This window comes from Paenibacillus sp. FSL W8-0426 (genome assembly GCF_037969725.1).
Classification (GTDB): domain Bacteria; phylum Bacillota; class Bacilli; order Paenibacillales; family Paenibacillaceae; genus Paenibacillus; species Paenibacillus hubeiensis.
Genome location: NZ_CP150203.1, coordinates 3801265 through 3818744, shown reverse-complemented (window position 1 = coordinate 3818744; position 17480 = coordinate 3801265). Strand labels below are relative to the sequence as shown.

The following is a 17480-nucleotide window of genomic DNA, read 5'->3' as shown; positions in this document are numbered from 1 at the left end:
TGATCTTACCTATATTTGCTCTGTGAACCTGGAACATATCTTGTTCTGGGTTCTTTAATGAGTATCCCACCCGAGGGTGGGCTGCTCATTGAAGATGTATAATTGCGGATTAGATTTTTCATTTGGATGCTGGTGCTGGACCGATGGAACTGAATCTTTGGTCGAATCGTCGCATCATTAACTCGAGTGGACCAGTAGGCTTAAGAGCAATAATAGAGCCCACCACCAGTGTGATTACAACTACGATTAGATCACCAAGCGGAAATTCACCTAAACCATAATCGATTCCCAGGAGGGTCAACACCCAAACAACGATGAACTGAGCGGCGTACATCGTAAGGGCGACACGACCAACTGCTGCAAAAGGGCTTAAAATGACGCTTATTTTACTCGGGATCAGGAATGCAAGTCCTATGGCCAGAAATGCAATTCCGAGCCCGATTAACGTCTGGAACGTTGACGCGGTATGCGGTGCTGTCTGGAGAAGCATGTGCCAGAGCGGTGGATTTACATTAAAAGGCCAAATGGCATATTCGTCAACTGGAACGAAATTCGTACCTTGAACATGAACGATCCACGATTCAAAAGATGTTCTTAGATCAGGAAGGACATAAGCTTCCAGCATCTTACCAATGACAAGCATGACGAAACCGCTTATGGCAAGCGAGACTGCAATTCGCTTATTGGTTAGATTGAATCGCGCAATCGCCATTCCTGCTACAAAAGCAGGAGAAAGTGCGAGAGCAGACATCGGCCCCCCGGCAATATCTTGAAGCAGATCTGCTCCATTGAAGTAACTCAACCCCAGAAGCATAAGTGGCGGTGCCAACACCAGTAAACATAAAGCAGTGTAAACCAATACACGAGTTGAGCGGTGAATGAGCACTAATCCAAGCACGAACATGACAGCGTAAGCAGGCAGGATGATGCCGTATGGGGTATTCAGCAGGATTAGGAGGTAGCCGATCACATCCACAAATACAGCCCGCGCTAGCATTCTTGACCGAAAAACGGTTGCATCCGTTCCGCGCTCCTTCATCCGCTGAGCCATAAGCGAATACGAAATACCTCCGCAAAGAACAAATAATAGCGTCGTATTGCCTGCAACGATAGCATTTCTTTCATTCAAAGCAAAGTGCTGTAAAAACATGCCGATCACGGCTAGACCCCTTACAGCATCTAGAGCCATAAGTCGTCCGGACCCACGTGGGTTACCTCGCTTATGCGACAAATCCGCGTTATTTTGCTGAGAATTGGGGGCACCAGGGTCAACTTCCACGCCTTGATGCCTTATCTCATTCGGTGACAAAAAGTTTAATGACAATTCATATTCCTCCTAGTCTGTTTCTATTACTTGTTAGCTTGTGCTTCCTTTACAGCACTCACTAATTCAATATAGAAGGGACTTGTCGCCAAAGTTTGATCAACTTGTAAACAAAATGTCACAGAACTTTTTATTTGCTTTCGTTTTTTTTGGATGGCGGCCGGAGACTAAAGTTTAACCGAGAAATGACCCAACCCAGAGCAATATACGGTCTTCTAATGCCGCTATCTAATCGAAAAAGAAATCCTTTGGTCTTCATTCAAGTTTGGTAATTCGATTCATTGATGGCGGCAAACCCTAATGGTAAAATATGCTTATGTCTAAGCGTAACCTTTCCACTAAATTCAATATACCGCCTTTTCGGCAAAATACAGTTCTCCGTCAACGCTTGATAGAAAGGCTTCAATGTGAATTACATCGTAAATTGACCTTGATCTCCGCGCCCGCTGGCTATGGCAAAACCACATTGGTTGGCGAATGGATTCCCCAATGCGGGCGGCTTGTTGCATGGCTATCACTTGAGGAAGGAGATAATGAGCTTACGCGGTTTTTAACCTGTGTTATTTCATCGCTGCAAACGATTGCCGAGAAGCTCGGGGAAGGCGTGCTTGAAATGCTTCAATCTCCAGCACTGCCTCCGATGGAGTCCATTATAGAGGTGCTCCTAAAGGAAGCTGCTGTCATATCACCTTTCATTCTTGTCCTTGATGATTATCACGCAGCGAAATCGAAGCCGATAGACGAGGCGATTTCCTTTCTCCTCGATCATCTGCCTTCGCATATCCATCTGGTCATGATCACACGCGAGGATCCGTTTATTCCATTGGCCCGGTTACGAGCTCAAGACCAGTTAACAGAGCTGCGTGAAGCAGATCTGAAATTTACGCGTCCCGAAGTTGAAGGGTTTCTTAACGAAGTCATGCGACTAAACCTACCTGAGAATATCATCGATGAGCTGGCATCACGAACGGAAGGATGGATTGTCGGTTTGCAGTTGGCCGCCCTTTCTATTCAAGGCGATCGTGGTACAGACCGGTTTATTCAGTCTATTGTTGGCAGCCATCATTTTGTGCTGGATTATTTGGTAGAAGAGGTTCTGGAGCGGCAACCGGAGGCTGTTCAGACCTTTTTGTTACGCACCTCGATTCTCGACCGCCTGTGCGGTTCTCTTTGCGATGCTATTCTGCTCGATCCGGCAATATCAGGGAAGCAACGGTTGCTGGATCTTGAGCGCCAAAACCTGTTCGTTATTCCTTTGGACCATGAACGAAGATGGTATCGCTACCATCACTTGTTCGCCGAGTCATTGCAAAGACGGTTAGAGGATCATCTCAACGGTTCCAATGTTGCAGAACTACACCAACGGGCAAGCGTTTGGTATGAAAATCACGGCCTTGAAATCGAAGCATTTCACCATGCCGTTGAAACAGCTGATGTTGAACGCTCCGCGCTTCTTTTGGAAGGCAATGGGATGCCTTTGCATCTTCGCGGGGCAGCAGGCATTTCGCTGAAATGGTTGGAGTCGCTGCCTGCTGCAGAATTGGACGCCAGACCGGCGTTGTGGGTGATGTACGGTTCAGCTTTGCTAATCACAGGTAAGCCGACGCACGTTGAACCCAAGCTGCAAGCGGCAGAGGCAGCGCTCGAAGGCGCCCGACAGGACGTTCGCGTAAGAGACTTGATCGGGCTGATTGCGGCAACCCGGGCTGCAGTGGGTTCGTTAATGATGGCCGTGAATCCTAACGGGACCCATCAAAAATTACAGACAGCTGAAAAGTTCATGCAAATGACGGAACATGACGACAAAAGCGATGACCTCATCGAGCTTATTGCTCCGGGCAAGAATGTTTTGAGGAGTGCAGCCTATGAGATCGATCAAGTTATTAACCAATCCAGGCTCGCGTTAGCGTATCTCCGCCAGGATAATCTTCCTGTTCGGACGGCGGCGGCATGGATGCTGGGCATCTCAAGCCAACGGCGGGGAGACTATGCGGGAGCTCAAAAAGCCTACAATGAAGTTATTTCTTACAGTCACGTGATGGGACATAAACTGATGGCCATTATGTCTCTTATCGGACTGGGTCAATTACATGAAGCAGACAATGGACCCAACCTGGCGGGAGAATGCTACGAAGAGGCTATCAAGCTGGCCGGCGATCTTCCGCTTCCGGCTCTTCGCGAAGCACAAGCTGGCCTGGAGCGTGTCAGGACGATCCTTCAATCAACGAAGAATTGCAATTTGGTTGAGCCGCTCAGCCAGCGTGAACTCGATGTGCTAGCGCTTGTTGCCAAGGGACTTTCCAACCGGGACATCGGTGCAAAACTCTCCTTGGCTGTGGACACGGTAAAAGGGCATAATCGCAGAATTTTCGAGAAACTTCAAGTTCGGAGGCGCACTGAAGCGGTTGCACGTGCTCATGAGCTGAATTTACTCCCCAAAGAACGATAAAAAACCACACTAAAGTGTCTATTGATCCCCAAGCCCCTAAGCTATGATTTCTATAACATGAGCGAAGGGGAGATAAGCATGAGCAAATGGAATTTAAGGGTAGCAGGGTCACTCTTTCTGTTGTCGACGGTTGCGTATCTGTTAGGGAGCGGGTTGCTGAACCCCGTTCTTCAGCAGCCCGAACAACTGGCAGCTTTAAATTTGGACCGAACCAACGTAATCTTAGGATTGTTTTTGGAGTTAATCAACGCGATAGCGGTTGTGGGAATTGCCATGCTGCTGTACCCTGTATTAAAAAAACAGAACGAAGCGTTTACGCTAGGGTACTTCGCTTCCAGGGTGATCGAGTCAGCGATTCTTATCCTTAGTTTAATCGTTCCGATACTGCTCCTCGCGTTGAGCGGAGATTACAGGGAGACAGAATCAGGTGGCGGATACTTTCAAGTACTAGCAAAGGTAGCGGTAGAATCTCACTTTATGCTTTTTGAACTAGCTATGGTCGTACTGAGTCTGGGCAGCTTGTTATTCTGTTATGTGCTCTACCAGTCCAGGTTGGTTCCGCGCTTATTGTCCATGATCGGATTTATCGGGTATGCCGGATTGTTAACATCCAGCTGCCTGGCGATCGCTGGTCTAGACCTCGGAACGATTCTTTATGTTCCAGGGGCAATATTTGAAATAGTTCTGCCGCTCTGGCTCATCGTGAAGGGATTCAATCAGCGCACAGCAAACTCCTGATGATCGACACACGCCAGAACGGCAGCTCATTTATGCGAATAAAACTACTGGGGTAAATCCCAACGACCGTTCTTTTTATTCTGAACATAAATGTAATAATAACAAGCCAAATGCACGAAGTTGACAAGCGACCATACAGCAAGCCATATGATTGGAGACGACAGAGTAGTCCAGATGCCGAACCAAGGCAGCACGCGTCCTCCGCCGATCAACGTCATCAATGGGGACAGGGACAAGAGTATTAGGACCGGAATCAGCTTTCTAACCGTGATCAGAATCAATTTACTCATCGTTAGGCGTTTGTTCCTCCGATGGATGCGAAAATAGGCATATACGCCCCATGCGAGCGTTGCGATGATCAGCGCAATCATGATCATTTCCATGTTTCGACCGTTCACAAATGAGGTTTCAGGCTTTTCCCCTCTCATGATCTTCGCAATATCATGAATAAAAGCCGAGTAATTCACAAAAGCATTTATACCCGAATTAAACATGATCGCAACGCCCATTTTCTCGTCCAAAAAAATCATTTCTTCCGACTTGTACGTCCAGAAGATGCCGCTATGGGAGATCATTTTGCCCCCGGATTCGTCTTGGTTTGCAAGCCAGCCCATGCCGTACGGACCGATGGCCCCGGCTGCGTGATATTGCTTCATTAGGGCAGGAGAAAGGAGCTGTCCGTGATATTGGGCAAGCATCCAGAGGGACATATCCTCTGCGGTTGAAATGATGCCGGCCGGGCCCTCAATGAACCAGAGCGGTTCCGATTGGCCTACGGAACGTCCCAAAATCAAGTAATGTCCTAACGGGATCGTTTCATTCTCATTGATTTGCTGCGTCGTGCTGACACTGAAGGAATGGTTCATTCCTAGCGGTTCAAAAATATGGTTGTTCAGATAATCCGAAAAACGCTCTCCGCTTACGCTTTCCACGAGGTTCGCCAGCAGCACGTAATTGGGATTATGATAGCTGTACGCGGTTCCGGGGCTATGGGCAAGTTGAACCTCCGTTAATAATCGATTCGCCTCATGCAGGGTTTGGAACGGCGCGTTCCTCGTCATATCCGGATTTACTTTGTCATTGAGACCGCTGGTCTGATTCAATAAATGACGGACCGTAATGTCATGTACGCGGGGATCCAGTGGAGAATGCTCGGGAAAATAAGAATCGTAAGCCGCATCCAGGTCAATTTGTCCATGGTCTGCCAGCTGCAGCACGGCCAACGCAGTAAAGGACTTGCTTAACGAAGCAATGGGGAAATGAGTGTCGTCCGTCACGCTTTGGCCGTCTGCGAATGTTCCGTAGCCTTTGGCGTAGTAGACCTCATCGTCCTTAACAATGGACAGTGAAGCAGCCTTGATGTGATTGGCCTTCATGCTCCGATTCATATATTCGTCGATGTCTTGCAGGATTTCCGACCTGTCCGGGGCTTCCGTGGCGGACATGGGGTTCGGCCACACGGAACATAACAACAATAAACAGCTGATTGCAACAAACATTCTTTTTTTCAGTTTTGGCATCATTAGCACTCCTAAAATTCAAGATAAGGAAATGCTATCAGCACTTTTTCAACTATTTATCAACTCGGGTCCCAAAACTTGCCGTAACGCTCCCGCCGCCATGAGGACCGTTTGCGATCTGCAGGTCCCCTTCATGTTTTTCACAAAACACCTTGCAAATATAAAGGCCCAGCCCGCGATGTTCGGTCGCGTCCCACACTTCGCCGCGATAAAAAGGGAGCACAGCCTTGTGCAGGGCTTCATCCGAGAAACCATGCCCGTCGTCTGAGACGGTAATCTTCATCGTGCTTTTCTGAATGTCATAGTGAACGTTCACTTGGCTGGCTGCGTATCGAGCCCCATTGGCCATCATGTTTTCGAAAATTTGCATGACGATATAGGGGTCCACGTTGATTACGGCATGATCATATTCCATGGATGACACGAAGGTTTTGCCGAATTGCCTTGCGATTTGTTCGGCACTGTCGTTTAACAAAGTCGTCAACGAGATCGTATCGATCGACTGGCGATGCACCGGGACATCCTCCAGCTTCTGAATCGAGCTCATAGCCTCCGCATAGCTCTCCAGACGCACGATGTGAAGATTCATGGTATGGATTAGATCCAGCACCTTTTCTTCCGACAATTTCTTTTCAGGCAGATAGGTGGCGAGGAGCTCGGTGTTTCCTTTCAACACGGACAGCGGCGTTCTCAAGTCATGAGCAAAAATGGCATTGAGTTTCTTGCGTTCCTCCACCGACCGCCAGAGCGTCTTTACGTTTTTCTCCAATGTGGAGCGCATGTTCTCAAATGCCGCAATCAGCTCGCCCATCTCGTCCCGGCTGTCATAGGAGATGTGGAAGTCCAGATCGTTTGCCGAAATTTTCTCGGATGCCTGCTTTAACAGCTCCAGCGGACGTTTCAGTTTCCATCTGTAAAATAAGATGGCCATGGTGACGATTCCGGCTGCTACGGTAAGCATCACTGCCGCGACGAGGGAGGGCAGCACCCACTCCGATTCTCCGAAACGCAGCCGCAGCTTCTCCGCCCAGGCAAACTCCAGCGTGATGACGACCAGTACGGCAATGAGCGTGACTACGCATAACAGCATAAAAGATTGCCGTAAGGTAAATCGCCTGAGCAGCAGTGCATTCATGAGCTTGGCCATTTGTATCCTACTCCCCAAACAGTCTCGATTCGGTCAACGCAGCCATGTTCCTTTAATTTAGAACGAATTCGCCGGATATGTTCCGCGATCACACTGCTGTCTCCCTGGTTGTCCCACCCCCAAATTTTTTCGTATATGCGTTCCTTTTCGAACACGATATTGGGATGTGTGGACAGTAACTCGATAATGTCAAACTCTTTTTTCACGAGTGGAATTTGCTTATCTTGGTAGTAAAGCTCCCGGGCTGTATAATCAATGACCAAATCATCGTTAAACCTTACCGAGGATTTGGTCTGGATTCGCTGTTCTCTGCGCAAATGCGCTTCGACCCTGGCCCCCAGCTCGTGAATGCTGAAAGGTTTCAGGATATAGTCATCGCCTCCGGCCTGAAATCCGGCTATTTTATCGGCATCTTCAATTCGAGCCGTTAAAAATAAAATCGGGCACGAGATGAAGTCTCGGATTTTCTCGCATAATTGAAGGCCGTTCTGCTCAGGCATGTTGATATCCAGCAAAACAAGATCGGGTTGTTGTTCCACTTTTCGCAGCGCTTCCCTGCTGTCCTTGGCAGTTAGGACGGAATACCCGTTGATTTCAAAATAATCGGTCAGCAGCTTTCGAAGATCTGCTTCATCGTCCACGATCAGTATTTTATGCATTCATGCTCAGTCTCCCGTATCCAAATATGTAACCCAGCATAGCAAAAATCCACAAAAAATAAAATCTCCATCTCATCGGGGGGACCTGAACTAATAGGGAAAAAGACCTGCTCTAACCTCAGCTTGAGGGTGGCGGGTCTTTGACTTTTTCTCATTATAAAGTTCTATGTCTGAGGTTTGGAATGAAGCAGCGACAGCCGCTCCAAATAACGCTGATAAAACCAAATGCAGATCGCCAGCCAGCTGCCGCTCAGAAAGTAACCTCCGGCAATATCGCTGGGATAATGCACGCCCAAATAAACTCGGCTCAGGCCGATCGCCAAAATTAAGGCCGCACTGACGTTGATCATCATCACCCGGCCCGCTGCTGTAGGAATATGCTTCCAGATCAGAAAGGCCAATCCGCCATATAGGCTGAACGCCGCCATCGAGTGTCCGCTCGGAAAGCTGTATCCGTTCGCTTCTGCAATGCGATGGATGGTTGGTCTGGCACGCTGAAATGCCAGTTTCAACAAGGTGTTCAGCATTGCTGAACCTGCAATGACCGCGGCCAAAAACAGAAGTTCCCGCCTGTGTCCCAGGAAAATATACAATACGATCATAAACATGATCGTGATGGTGATGACAGGCCGTCCGCTGCCGATCCATGTGAATACCCGCATCCACTTGGTCATGCCGGGTGATTCCATGCCCTGAACCCATCCGATCAGGTTGTCATCAAACCGGTGGATCTGGTGATCACTGACGGACAAGGCAATCAGTGCAAATACGGTAAGGCTTAATGCTGCAATGAGCAGCGGGATAGAGAAGGTCTTTTTCTCATGCTGTGCCAAAATGTCGTGATCCTCCAAGATGCCTGAATTTCATAGGTCGAGCCGGCCATATGATATTTGTATTATGCTATAATTTTACAATAAATATTGCTTGAGTAAATGTTAGCCCTGTGTCTCCATACACAGATGACTCTGGCTAAAACGGAAAGCGGTTTCTTTTTTTCGTGTTTGCGTTTACAATTTAAGCGGAACGCAGGTGGAGAGACCTCTAAGGAAGTGAAGACGAATATGAAAAAAACGCTGCTGGTTTATATTTTGCTCATCTCGGCTTTTGCGCTGTATGTGTTCAGGTACGAATACGCAAGCGAAGCGAATGGCTCATGGGAGGACCGGGGACTGCGCGGAGATATCGGTGAAACTTACATCATGATCACGTTCCAGTCCGGCTTGGAATATTGGAAAAGTGTGCTCAAAGGCTTCGAGGATGCCGGGGATGCGCTCGGGGTAACGGTGGAATACCGGGGAGCTACGCGGTATGATCCGAAGGAACAGACCACAGTCATCGAGCAGGCGATTGCACGAAAACCGGCAGGCATCGCCATTTCCGCCATTGACCCGCAATCGCTGATTCCCGTCATAAACAAGGCGTTGGACGCGGGTATCCCGGTCGTTTTGTTTGATGCGGACGCACCGGACAGCAGAGCCTATTCTTTTCTCGGTACGGACAATTACCAGGCAGGGGTGACTGCTGCGGACAAAATGGCCGAGCTTCTGGGCCGGGAGGGAGAAGTCGCCATTCTGACCATGCCGGGCCAGCAAAATCATGAAGAACGAACACAGGGGTTCCGCGATACGATCCGTGACCGGTACCCTTCCATGAAGGTCGTTGAAGTTGCCGATGGACACGGAGATGTAATGAAATCAAAAGATGAAGCGCTCAGAATGATGAAGGCGTATCCGAAGCTCGGCGGAATTTTTGTAACCGAGGCGACGGGAGCGGCAGGCGTAGGCGAAGCGGTTCAGAATGCAAATGCGGGACATCCGCTCCAAATCATCTCCTTTGATACGAATAAGGCTACGCTGGATATGATCAAGAGCGGCACCATCTCTGCAACGATCGCACAAGGAACCTGGAACATGGGATATTGGTCCCTTCAATATCTGTTTCATTTGCACCACCAATTGACCGTACCCGCACCGTCCTCTTCCGATGAGAACGCACCGCTGCCTGTTAGGGTAGACACCGGAATCTCTGTGGTGACACGTTCGAATGTAGATGATTACTATGCCAAATAAAAATAATAATCGGTCAACTATGTCCCTCAGCTGGAGGAAAATCCGCTTCCGGATGAAGGGCGGATTGCAGCGGCTGCGCTTGCGCAATATGCCGCTGCGTTATCAGCTGATGCTGCTCTTTTTGCTCTTTGCCATCGTTCCTTCGGTGGGACTCGGGCTGCTGGTGAACTGGACGGTGGAACGGATTGTCGAACGACAGGTTGAAGGGCACACGATGCAGCTGATCGGCAAAGTCAATGAAGCCCTTGACAGCAAGATGGAGAATTTGCAGAATATGACCTATCTGATCGCTTTTGATCCGGATATCCGTGCTTTTATGGAAGGGAAAACGGATTTTGACGGCCATACAGGCACAGCTGTACCTTATAACGATCTGAATCGGGCCAAAGATCAGGATCAGCTTTATGGAATCAAGCAATATTTGCAGGGCTTCACGACATTGTACCCGGAAATCGCAGGGATCGTGCTCGTTAACCGAAACGGAGATTACATCAGCAATGAGATGTATCCGAAAACCAATCAAAGCCTGGTTCAGGAGGAATGGTACCAAAGCGCGGCCGGGAATGCCGGCATTTTTACCGTTCTGGGCCAACCGAGACATCGTAACATCACGACGCATGTCCGGTATAAAGACAGTGAAATTGTGTCCGTCGCACGTTCCATCACGGATGAATCATCGGGACGCGTGCTCGGTGTCATTATGATTGATCTCAAGCTGCGTACCGTCTCACAGGCCGCCAGGGATGTAACGCTGGGGAAATCCGGATATGTCATGGTGACCGATGCAGAAGGGCGAAGCGTCTATATGCCGGACAATCCACTCGTTGAGCAGATTCCACCCGCGTGGTTCACATCGGGAGATAGCGGAACATTTAACGCAGAAGCAGAAGGGAAGGAATTGTTATTCATGTACCAGTCTTCCGCGTTTACGGGATGGAGAACCGTAGGGGTGTTCCCGGCCAAGGAATCGACGGCGGAAGTCCGCCAGATCCAGTTTTACGTGGTCAGTTTTGTTTTCGTGGTCTGTCTCTTTGGCCTGAGCGCTTCCCTGCGATTTTCCAATTCCATCGCTCAGCCTATTTTCCGGTTGATGTCTTATATGCGCAGAGCGGAAACGGGAAATCTCAGATCCGGCCGCTGGAGCGATCGTGCCGATGAAATCGGCATGCTCGGCAGAAGCTTCAACCGAATGCTGGTGCAAATCCAGCAGCTCATGTCCCTTAATGAACTGCGGGAGCGGCAGAAACGGGATGCGGAAATGCGAAGCCTGCAGGAGCATATCAAACCTCATTTTTTATATAACACCTTGGATACGATTCATTGGATGGCACAGAGGAAAGGCGTAGACGATGTATCCGAGATGGTGGGTGCCCTCTCCAGACTGTTTCGGATCGGGCTCAGCAAAGGCAATGATTTCATTCCTCTGCGTTCCGAGATTGAACATATATCCAGCTATCTGCAGATTCAACAGACCCGGTACCGGAACCGGCTTCAATGTGAGTTGGTGATTCCCGAGGACCTAAAGGAGCTGTTCGTGCTTAAGCTGGTGCTGCAGCCCATAGTGGAAAATGCAATTTATCACGGGATTAAGGGGAGACGAGGGCCGGGTAACATTCGGATCGAAGCTAAAGTAAAAGACGACAAGCTGTTGCTTACGGTACAGGACGATGGCGCCGGGATGACAGGCGAGCGGCTGCACGAGATGACTCGTCTCCTCAGCACACCCCTGGAGAGCATGGAAATACAGGAAGCCGGCCAGGGTGGCAAAAGTTATGGCATGCTGAATGTACAGGCACGTCTGCGGCTTTCTTTTGGCGAAGAATACGGAATCAGCCTGGATAGTCAGGAAGGTGAAGGGACCTGCGTGACCATCACTCAGCCGTTAATGAAGGAACTACCACAAGCATTGCAATTCGATATTGAAGGAAGGCGGGAGAGTCAATGAAGAGAGCAACCATGCAAGCAGCTTGGACAGAATTGGAGAGTGCGGCAGTTTCTGTGGCGGGAGTCCAGACATTGCAGACTTCAGGGCGCTACCAAGTTCTGATTGCAGATGACGAACCGATCATTCGCGAAGGCATACGGGATGCCATTGATTGGGATCGGCTGGGCATGGAGGTTGCCGGTGAAGCGGAAGACGGTGAAGAAGCGCTGGAGCTGGCTGTCCAGCTCGGTATCGATATCATCCTTGTGGATATGAATATGCCATTTCTGAACGGGATTGATCTGATCCGCCGCCTTCAGGACGAATGTCCGGGCTGCCGCTGTCTGATCATCTCCGGTCATGATGAGTTTGCTTATGCTCAGGAGGCCGTGCGACTTGGCGTGGAGGATTACATCCTAAAGCCGGTAGATGCGGAGCGGCTGCATGCTGCGCTCGAGCGTTTGCATCGGCGGATGGACGAAGAACGCAAGCGGACCGCTTACGTTAAGCAGGCTGCGGATCAGATCGAACGCAATATTCCGCTTTTGCGTCAGCGTTTTTGTCTGGAGTGGCTGGAAGGGCTTGCGGAAGGAAAAGATCTGACAGAGCAGCTGGCGTTCCTGCGTCTGCCATCCGATCCGCCCGTGCAGCTCGGGATCGTCCGCTGGCCTGCGGCCGAAGCCCGTCAGTCCCTTATGCGGGAGAATGACCGCCAATTGTTTCTTTTTGCCGTGGAGAATATTATCGGCGAACTGCTGGGAGAACTTCCGCATGTCCTGTTCAGGGACCCGAATGGGTTAATCGGCTTTTGCTTGTGGCAGGCGGCTCCGGAAGAGCTGGATTGCATCATTGAACAGCAGATCGGTTCCTGCCTCAATATTGCCGTTCATGCCCGTGTGGTGCAAAATACAGGTACATTAGAAGAGGCCCCGAATGCTTACCGGCTATGCCGGGAACTTGTTTATGGGGAAGCCCGATTGTCTCCGCTGGTGCGCAGGGCTCGGCAGATCATCAATGAGGAGTACGCGGATCGGGAACTGACGCTTGAATCGCTCGCTGCCCGCTTGCAAGTCTCCTCGGTATATCTCAGCCGGGTGCTCAAGAAAGAGCTGAACGATACTTTCGTAACCCTGGTCACGCATGCCCGCATCCGTAAAGCGGTGCAGCTGCTGGATTCCACGACGATGCCCATCCACAGCATTGCAGAACGGGTCGGTTACGACACCCAGCATTATTTCAGCACGGCGTTTAAGAAAAAGATGGGGATCTCGCCTGCGCAGTACCGAAAAGACGGGGGCACAGGGCACAGTGCCTCCGCGGACCTGGTATAACATCAAGCGGACCAGGGATAACATCACCGGACATGGACAAGGGCAACGGAGTTGTTCTGCTTCTGCGAAGCGGATCAGCTCTTTTTTTATACCCGGTGGATGAACGATACTCGAGGCAAGGGATTCAGCACCTTAACTTCTACAGGTTATACAAAAGTTAAAATATTATAAAAAAGGTTCAAAAGCTGCAAAGACGGTCTCGACGTCATAATGCTACGATTGGATCAGGCGGAAACAGAAAGCAGTATGGGTCACTTCGAACGTTGTAAGCGTTATCTTATGATTCGTTCACGATCCGCATGATTTTGAGGAAAGGGGAACTTGATATGAAAAAAGGAGCAGTGATGATCTGGCTTCTGGTGATGACCCTGATGCTGTCGGCTTGCAATCTGGCTGAGAGTGGGGCAGGCAGCAAGGAAAAAGGATATGTCGGCATCTCCATGCCAACCAAATCCTCCGAGCGATGGGTCGGCGACGGAGAGAACATGGTCCGTTTGTTTCAGGAACAGGGGTATAAAACGGATCTGCAATACGCTGAGGACGTGGTCGAAAATCAGATTTCACAGATTGAGAACATGATCACCAAGGGAGTGGATGTGATGGTGATTGCATCCGTGGATGGCAATACGCTGACGGATGTGATCAAGAAGGCTCACGATGAAGGCATTCAAGTCATATCCTACGACCGTCTGATTCGCAACACGCCCTATTTAACGTACTACGCGACGTTCGACAACTTTAAGGTGGGCGTGCTCCAGGCTTCTTACATTGAGCAGAAGCTGGGCCTCAAGGAAGGCAAGGGCCCGTTCAACATTGAGCTGTTTGGCGGCTCGCCCGACGATAACAATGCGTATTTCTTCTTTGACGGTGCGATGTCTGTGCTGAAGCCGTATATCGATTCCGGCAAGCTTGTCGTGCGGAGCAACCAAACCACGATGGCGCAGATCGCGACCTTGCGCTGGGATGGAGCATTGGCTCAGTCGAGGATGGATAACCTGCTCAGCGCCTATTATTCGGGAGATCACCTGGATGCGGTCTTGTCCCCGTACGACGGAATCAGCATTGGCATCATCTCGTCGCTAAAAGGCGTCGGATACGGATCAAAGAGTAAACCTTTGCCCGTCATTACGGGTCAGGACGCGGAGCTGGCCTCGATCAAATCCATTGTTGCGGGAGAGCAGACGCAGACGGTATTCAAGGATACCCGCAAGCTGGCGGAACAAACGGTAGAGATGGCCAATAGCATTTTGCAAGGAAAACAAGCGGAAGTGAATGACGAAAAGTCATATAACAACGGAATTAAGATCGTACCAGCCTATTTGCTGGATCCGATTTCAGTGGATCGCACAAACGTGGAGAAGGACATTGTAGGCACCGGATATTACACCAAAGAAGAAATTGGATTGAAATAATAATGGAAAGGAGCAAATCCCATGACCGGAATCATATTGGAAATGAAGGGCATTACCAAAACCTTTCCTGGGGTCAAAGCACTGGAGAACGTCAATCTCAAGGTCCGGGAAGGCGAAATTCATTCGCTGTGCGGTGAGAACGGTGCAGGAAAATCCACGCTGATGAAAGTGCTTAGCGGTGTATATCCACATGGAACGTACGAAGGGGATATTTTGTTTCAGGGCAAAACATGCGAGTTCAAAAATATCAAGCAGAGCGAGGATCTGGGGATCGTCATTATCCATCAGGAGCTCGCGCTGATCCCTTACCTGTCCATCGCGGAGAACATCTTTCTGGGCAATGAACGTGCCAGCAAAGGCATCATTGACTGGAAAGAAACGTTGGTCGGTACACGTGAATTGCTTTCCAAAGTGGGGCTCAGCGAAAATCCGAACACGCTTGTATCCAACATCGGCGTGGGTAAACAGCAGCTGGTCGAAATTGCAAAAGCACTCTCCAAAAAGGTTCGTCTGCTCATTCTGGATGAACCAACGGCAGCGCTTAATGAGGATGATAGCGAAAATCTGCTCCAATTAATGCTGGAATTCAAAAAGCAGGGAATTGCGTGTATCCTGATTTCCCACAAGCTGAATGAAGTGTCCAAGGTATCGGACTCCGTTACGATATTGCGGGACGGCAAGACGATCGAGACGCTGGACATGAGAAAGGATAACGTCACCGAAGACCGGATTATCAGCGGAATGGTGGGCCGTGACCTGACAAGCCGCTACCCGGAACGTCATGCCAATATCGGTAAAGTCATATTGGAAGTGAAGGACTGGACCGTTTATCACGAGCATCATGCCGAACGCAAGGTGCTGGATCAGGTCAACATGAACATCCGGCGTGGCGAGATCGTGGGCATTGCCGGTCTGATGGGGGCGGGACGTACGGAGCTGGCCATGAGCATCTTCGGCAAATCTTATGGACGAAACATATCGGGCCAGCTGATCAAGGATGGCAAACCGATTCAGAACAACAGCGTAACGGAGGCGATTCAAAATGGTTTTGCCTACGTGACGGAGGATCGGAAGGAATACGGGCTCATTCTTATGGATGATATCAAACGCAATATCTCACTGACCGGTCTGAGCAAGCTGACCAAAAATGCAGTTGTGAACGAACGTGAAGAAGTGCTGGTTGCCGAAGAAATGAAGAAAAGCATGAATATCAAAGCACCGAGCATTTTGCAGAAAACCGGAAACCTGAGCGGTGGCAATCAGCAGAAAGTGGTGCTGAGCAAATGGATTTTTGCCGGTCCGGATATTCTCATTCTGGATGAACCGACCCGCGGAATCGATGTGGGCGCCAAATTCGAAATCTATACCATTATTCACCGCCTTGCTGCAGAGGGCAAGGGCGTGCTGGTGATCTCATCCGAGCTTCCGGAGGTTCTGGGCTTGTGTGACCGGATTTATGTCATGAATGCCGGGCGCATCACGGGAGAAGTCAGCCGCGAAGAAGCTACGCAGGAAACGTTGATGAGATATATGACGAAGTCTGGAGGCGAGAAGCATGGAAATGCTAACTAAACTGTTCAAAAACAATATACGCCAATACGGGATGATCATCGCCCTGGTTGTCATTATGATCTTGTTCGAGCTGCTGACTGGCGGGCTCTTACTGAAACCGATCAATATTACGAATCTGATCCTGCAGAACAGCTATATTCTTGTGCTCGCCATCGGGATGGTACTGGTCATTATTACCGGACATATTGACCTGTCGGTAGGTTCCGTTGCAGCCTTTGTCGGTGCAGTGGCAGCAATCATGATGGTCGACTGGCAGCTTCCGGCCTGGATGGCGGTGATCGCTTCTTTGCTGGTCGGGGCGTTAATCGGAGCCTGGCAGGGCTTCTGGATCGCCTATGTGCGGATCCCTGCGTTTATCGTGACCCTTGCGGGCATGCTGCTCTTCCGCGGGTTGACGATGATCGTGCTCGAAGGGCAGTCCATCTCTCCTTTTCCGGGAGGATTCCAAAAGATTAGCTCCGGGTTCCTGCCTGATATTCAATTCTCGGGTTTCGGGCTCATCTCGATCCTTGTCGGCGTTGCGCTTACGGTCTGGTACATCGTGAATGAACTGCGGGAACGCCGCTCCCAGCGGAAATACGGATTCGCGGTCGTATCGCAGGGGCTTTTCCTGCTCAAACTGATTGTGGTGGCTGCGGTGACGAACCTGTTTACCTTCGTGTTGGCAAGTTACGCCGGAATTCCGAATATTTTGATCCTGCTGTTTGTACTGATCATCGTTTATTCCTTTGTCATGAACCGTACTGTAATGGGACGTCATGTATACGCGCTTGGAGGAAATGAAAAGGCTGCAGGACTGTCCGGAGTCAAAACCAAAAAAGTGACATTCTGGGTATTTGTAAACATGGGCGTGCTCGCCGCCGTTTCCGGTCTGATCTTCGCTGCCCGTCTGAACGCGGCCACTCCAAGAGCGGGTACCAACTTCGAATTGGATGCCATTGCAGCCTGCTTTATCGGCGGGGCTTCAGCTTCCGGTGGCATTGGAACCGTGTTTGGAGCAATCATCGGCGGTTTGGTAATGGGGGTACTGAATAACGGGATGTCCCTCATTGGTTTGGGCATTGACTGGCAGCAGGGAATCAAAGGTTTGGTGCTTCTGCTTGCCGTAGCTTTCGATATCTACAACAAAAACAAAAGATCGGCCTAAAACTGTAGAATAGCACGTTCTTGTACAGATATGGAAATGAAGAACAGACCCGCTACCGATCATAGCGGGTCTGTTTTCTGTCGAGGGACAAGAACATGATCCCATTGAAGCCGCTATTTTAGGAGAGAGAATAGCCCAAGGAAGGATGCTCTAAAGGAGAAATAAACCATAAACTTGCTCCCCATATG

Annotated in this window: 13 protein-coding genes; 8 read left to right on the top strand and 5 right to left on the bottom strand. The window is 49.8% G+C overall.

The window, feature by feature from the left end:
* Positions 1 to 118: 118 nt before the first annotated feature.
* Entirely contained in the window at positions 119 to 1231 is a 1113-nt protein-coding gene (locus MKY59_RS16995) for a hypothetical protein (protein WP_339278421.1), read from the bottom strand.
* Positions 1232 to 1640: 409 nt separating this feature from the next.
* On the opposite strand from MKY59_RS16995, the gene MKY59_RS16990 reads away from it, so the two are divergent.
* Positions 1641 to 3773 (top strand): LuxR C-terminal-related transcriptional regulator, encoded by a 2133-nt coding sequence (locus MKY59_RS16990; RefSeq protein WP_339272566.1) that lies wholly within the window; start codon positions 1641 to 1643, stop codon positions 3771 to 3773.
* 78 nt (positions 3774 to 3851) lie between these two features.
* Positions 3852 to 4511 carry a DUF4386 domain-containing protein gene (locus tag MKY59_RS16985; RefSeq protein ID WP_339272564.1) on the top strand — a complete coding sequence of 220 codons (660 nt, stop codon included), beginning with the start codon at positions 3852 to 3854 and terminating at the stop codon, positions 4509 to 4511.
* A gap of 44 nt (positions 4512 to 4555) precedes the next feature.
* On the opposite strand, the gene MKY59_RS16980 is transcribed toward MKY59_RS16985, so the two are convergent.
* The 4 genes from MKY59_RS16980 to MKY59_RS16965 all read right to left on the bottom strand — a co-directional run bounded on the left by MKY59_RS16980 (position 4556) and on the right by MKY59_RS16965 (position 8670).
* Complete coding sequence (locus MKY59_RS16980) at positions 4556 to 6031, bottom strand: serine hydrolase domain-containing protein (RefSeq protein ID WP_339272562.1); 1476 nt, start codon at positions 6029 to 6031, stop codon at positions 4556 to 4558.
* A gap of 52 nt (positions 6032 to 6083) precedes the next feature.
* Entirely contained in the window at positions 6084 to 7178 is a 1095-nt protein-coding gene (locus MKY59_RS16975) for a HAMP domain-containing sensor histidine kinase (RefSeq protein ID WP_339272560.1), read from the bottom strand.
* Complete coding sequence (locus MKY59_RS16970) at positions 7163 to 7837, bottom strand: response regulator transcription factor (RefSeq protein WP_339272558.1); 675 nt, start codon at positions 7835 to 7837, stop codon at positions 7163 to 7165. The genes MKY59_RS16975 and MKY59_RS16970 overlap by 16 nt, the downstream gene beginning before the upstream one ends.
* Before the next feature lie 164 nt (positions 7838 to 8001).
* Positions 8002 to 8670 (bottom strand): phosphatase PAP2 family protein, encoded by a 669-nt coding sequence (locus tag MKY59_RS16965; RefSeq protein WP_339272556.1) that lies wholly within the window; start codon positions 8668 to 8670, stop codon positions 8002 to 8004.
* Positions 8671 to 8898: 228 nt separating this feature from the next.
* Between MKY59_RS16965 and MKY59_RS16960 the strand changes: the two genes are divergently transcribed.
* The 6 genes from MKY59_RS16960 (at position 8899) to mmsB (ending at position 17292) form a co-directional block, all read left to right on the top strand.
* On the top strand, positions 8899 to 9906 hold the full coding sequence (locus MKY59_RS16960) for a substrate-binding domain-containing protein (RefSeq protein WP_339272554.1): 1008 nt from the start codon (positions 8899 to 8901) through the stop codon (positions 9904 to 9906).
* A gap of 52 nt (positions 9907 to 9958) precedes the next feature.
* Positions 9959 to 11851: a sensor histidine kinase gene (locus MKY59_RS16955; protein ID WP_236412512.1), complete on the top strand. Its 1893-nt coding sequence runs from the start codon at positions 9959 to 9961 to the stop codon at positions 11849 to 11851.
* On the top strand, positions 11848 to 13161 hold the full coding sequence (locus tag MKY59_RS16950; RefSeq protein ID WP_339272552.1) for a response regulator: 1314 nt from the start codon (positions 11848 to 11850) through the stop codon (positions 13159 to 13161). Before MKY59_RS16955 ends, MKY59_RS16950 begins: the two co-directional genes overlap by 4 nt.
* Before the next feature lie 326 nt (positions 13162 to 13487).
* On the top strand, positions 13488 to 14573 hold the full coding sequence (chvE, locus tag MKY59_RS16945; RefSeq protein ID WP_290371405.1) for a multiple monosaccharide ABC transporter substrate-binding protein: 1086 nt from the start codon (positions 13488 to 13490) through the stop codon (positions 14571 to 14573).
* A 21-nt stretch (positions 14574 to 14594) separates the two neighbouring features.
* Positions 14595 to 16145: a multiple monosaccharide ABC transporter ATP-binding protein gene (mmsA, locus tag MKY59_RS16940; protein WP_339272549.1), complete on the top strand. Its 1551-nt coding sequence runs from the start codon at positions 14595 to 14597 to the stop codon at positions 16143 to 16145.
* On the top strand, positions 16129 to 17292 hold the full coding sequence (mmsB, locus tag MKY59_RS16935; RefSeq protein WP_236412515.1) for a multiple monosaccharide ABC transporter permease: 1164 nt from the start codon (positions 16129 to 16131) through the stop codon (positions 17290 to 17292). The genes mmsA and mmsB overlap by 17 nt, the downstream gene beginning before the upstream one ends.
* Positions 17293 to 17480 lie beyond the last annotated feature (188 nt).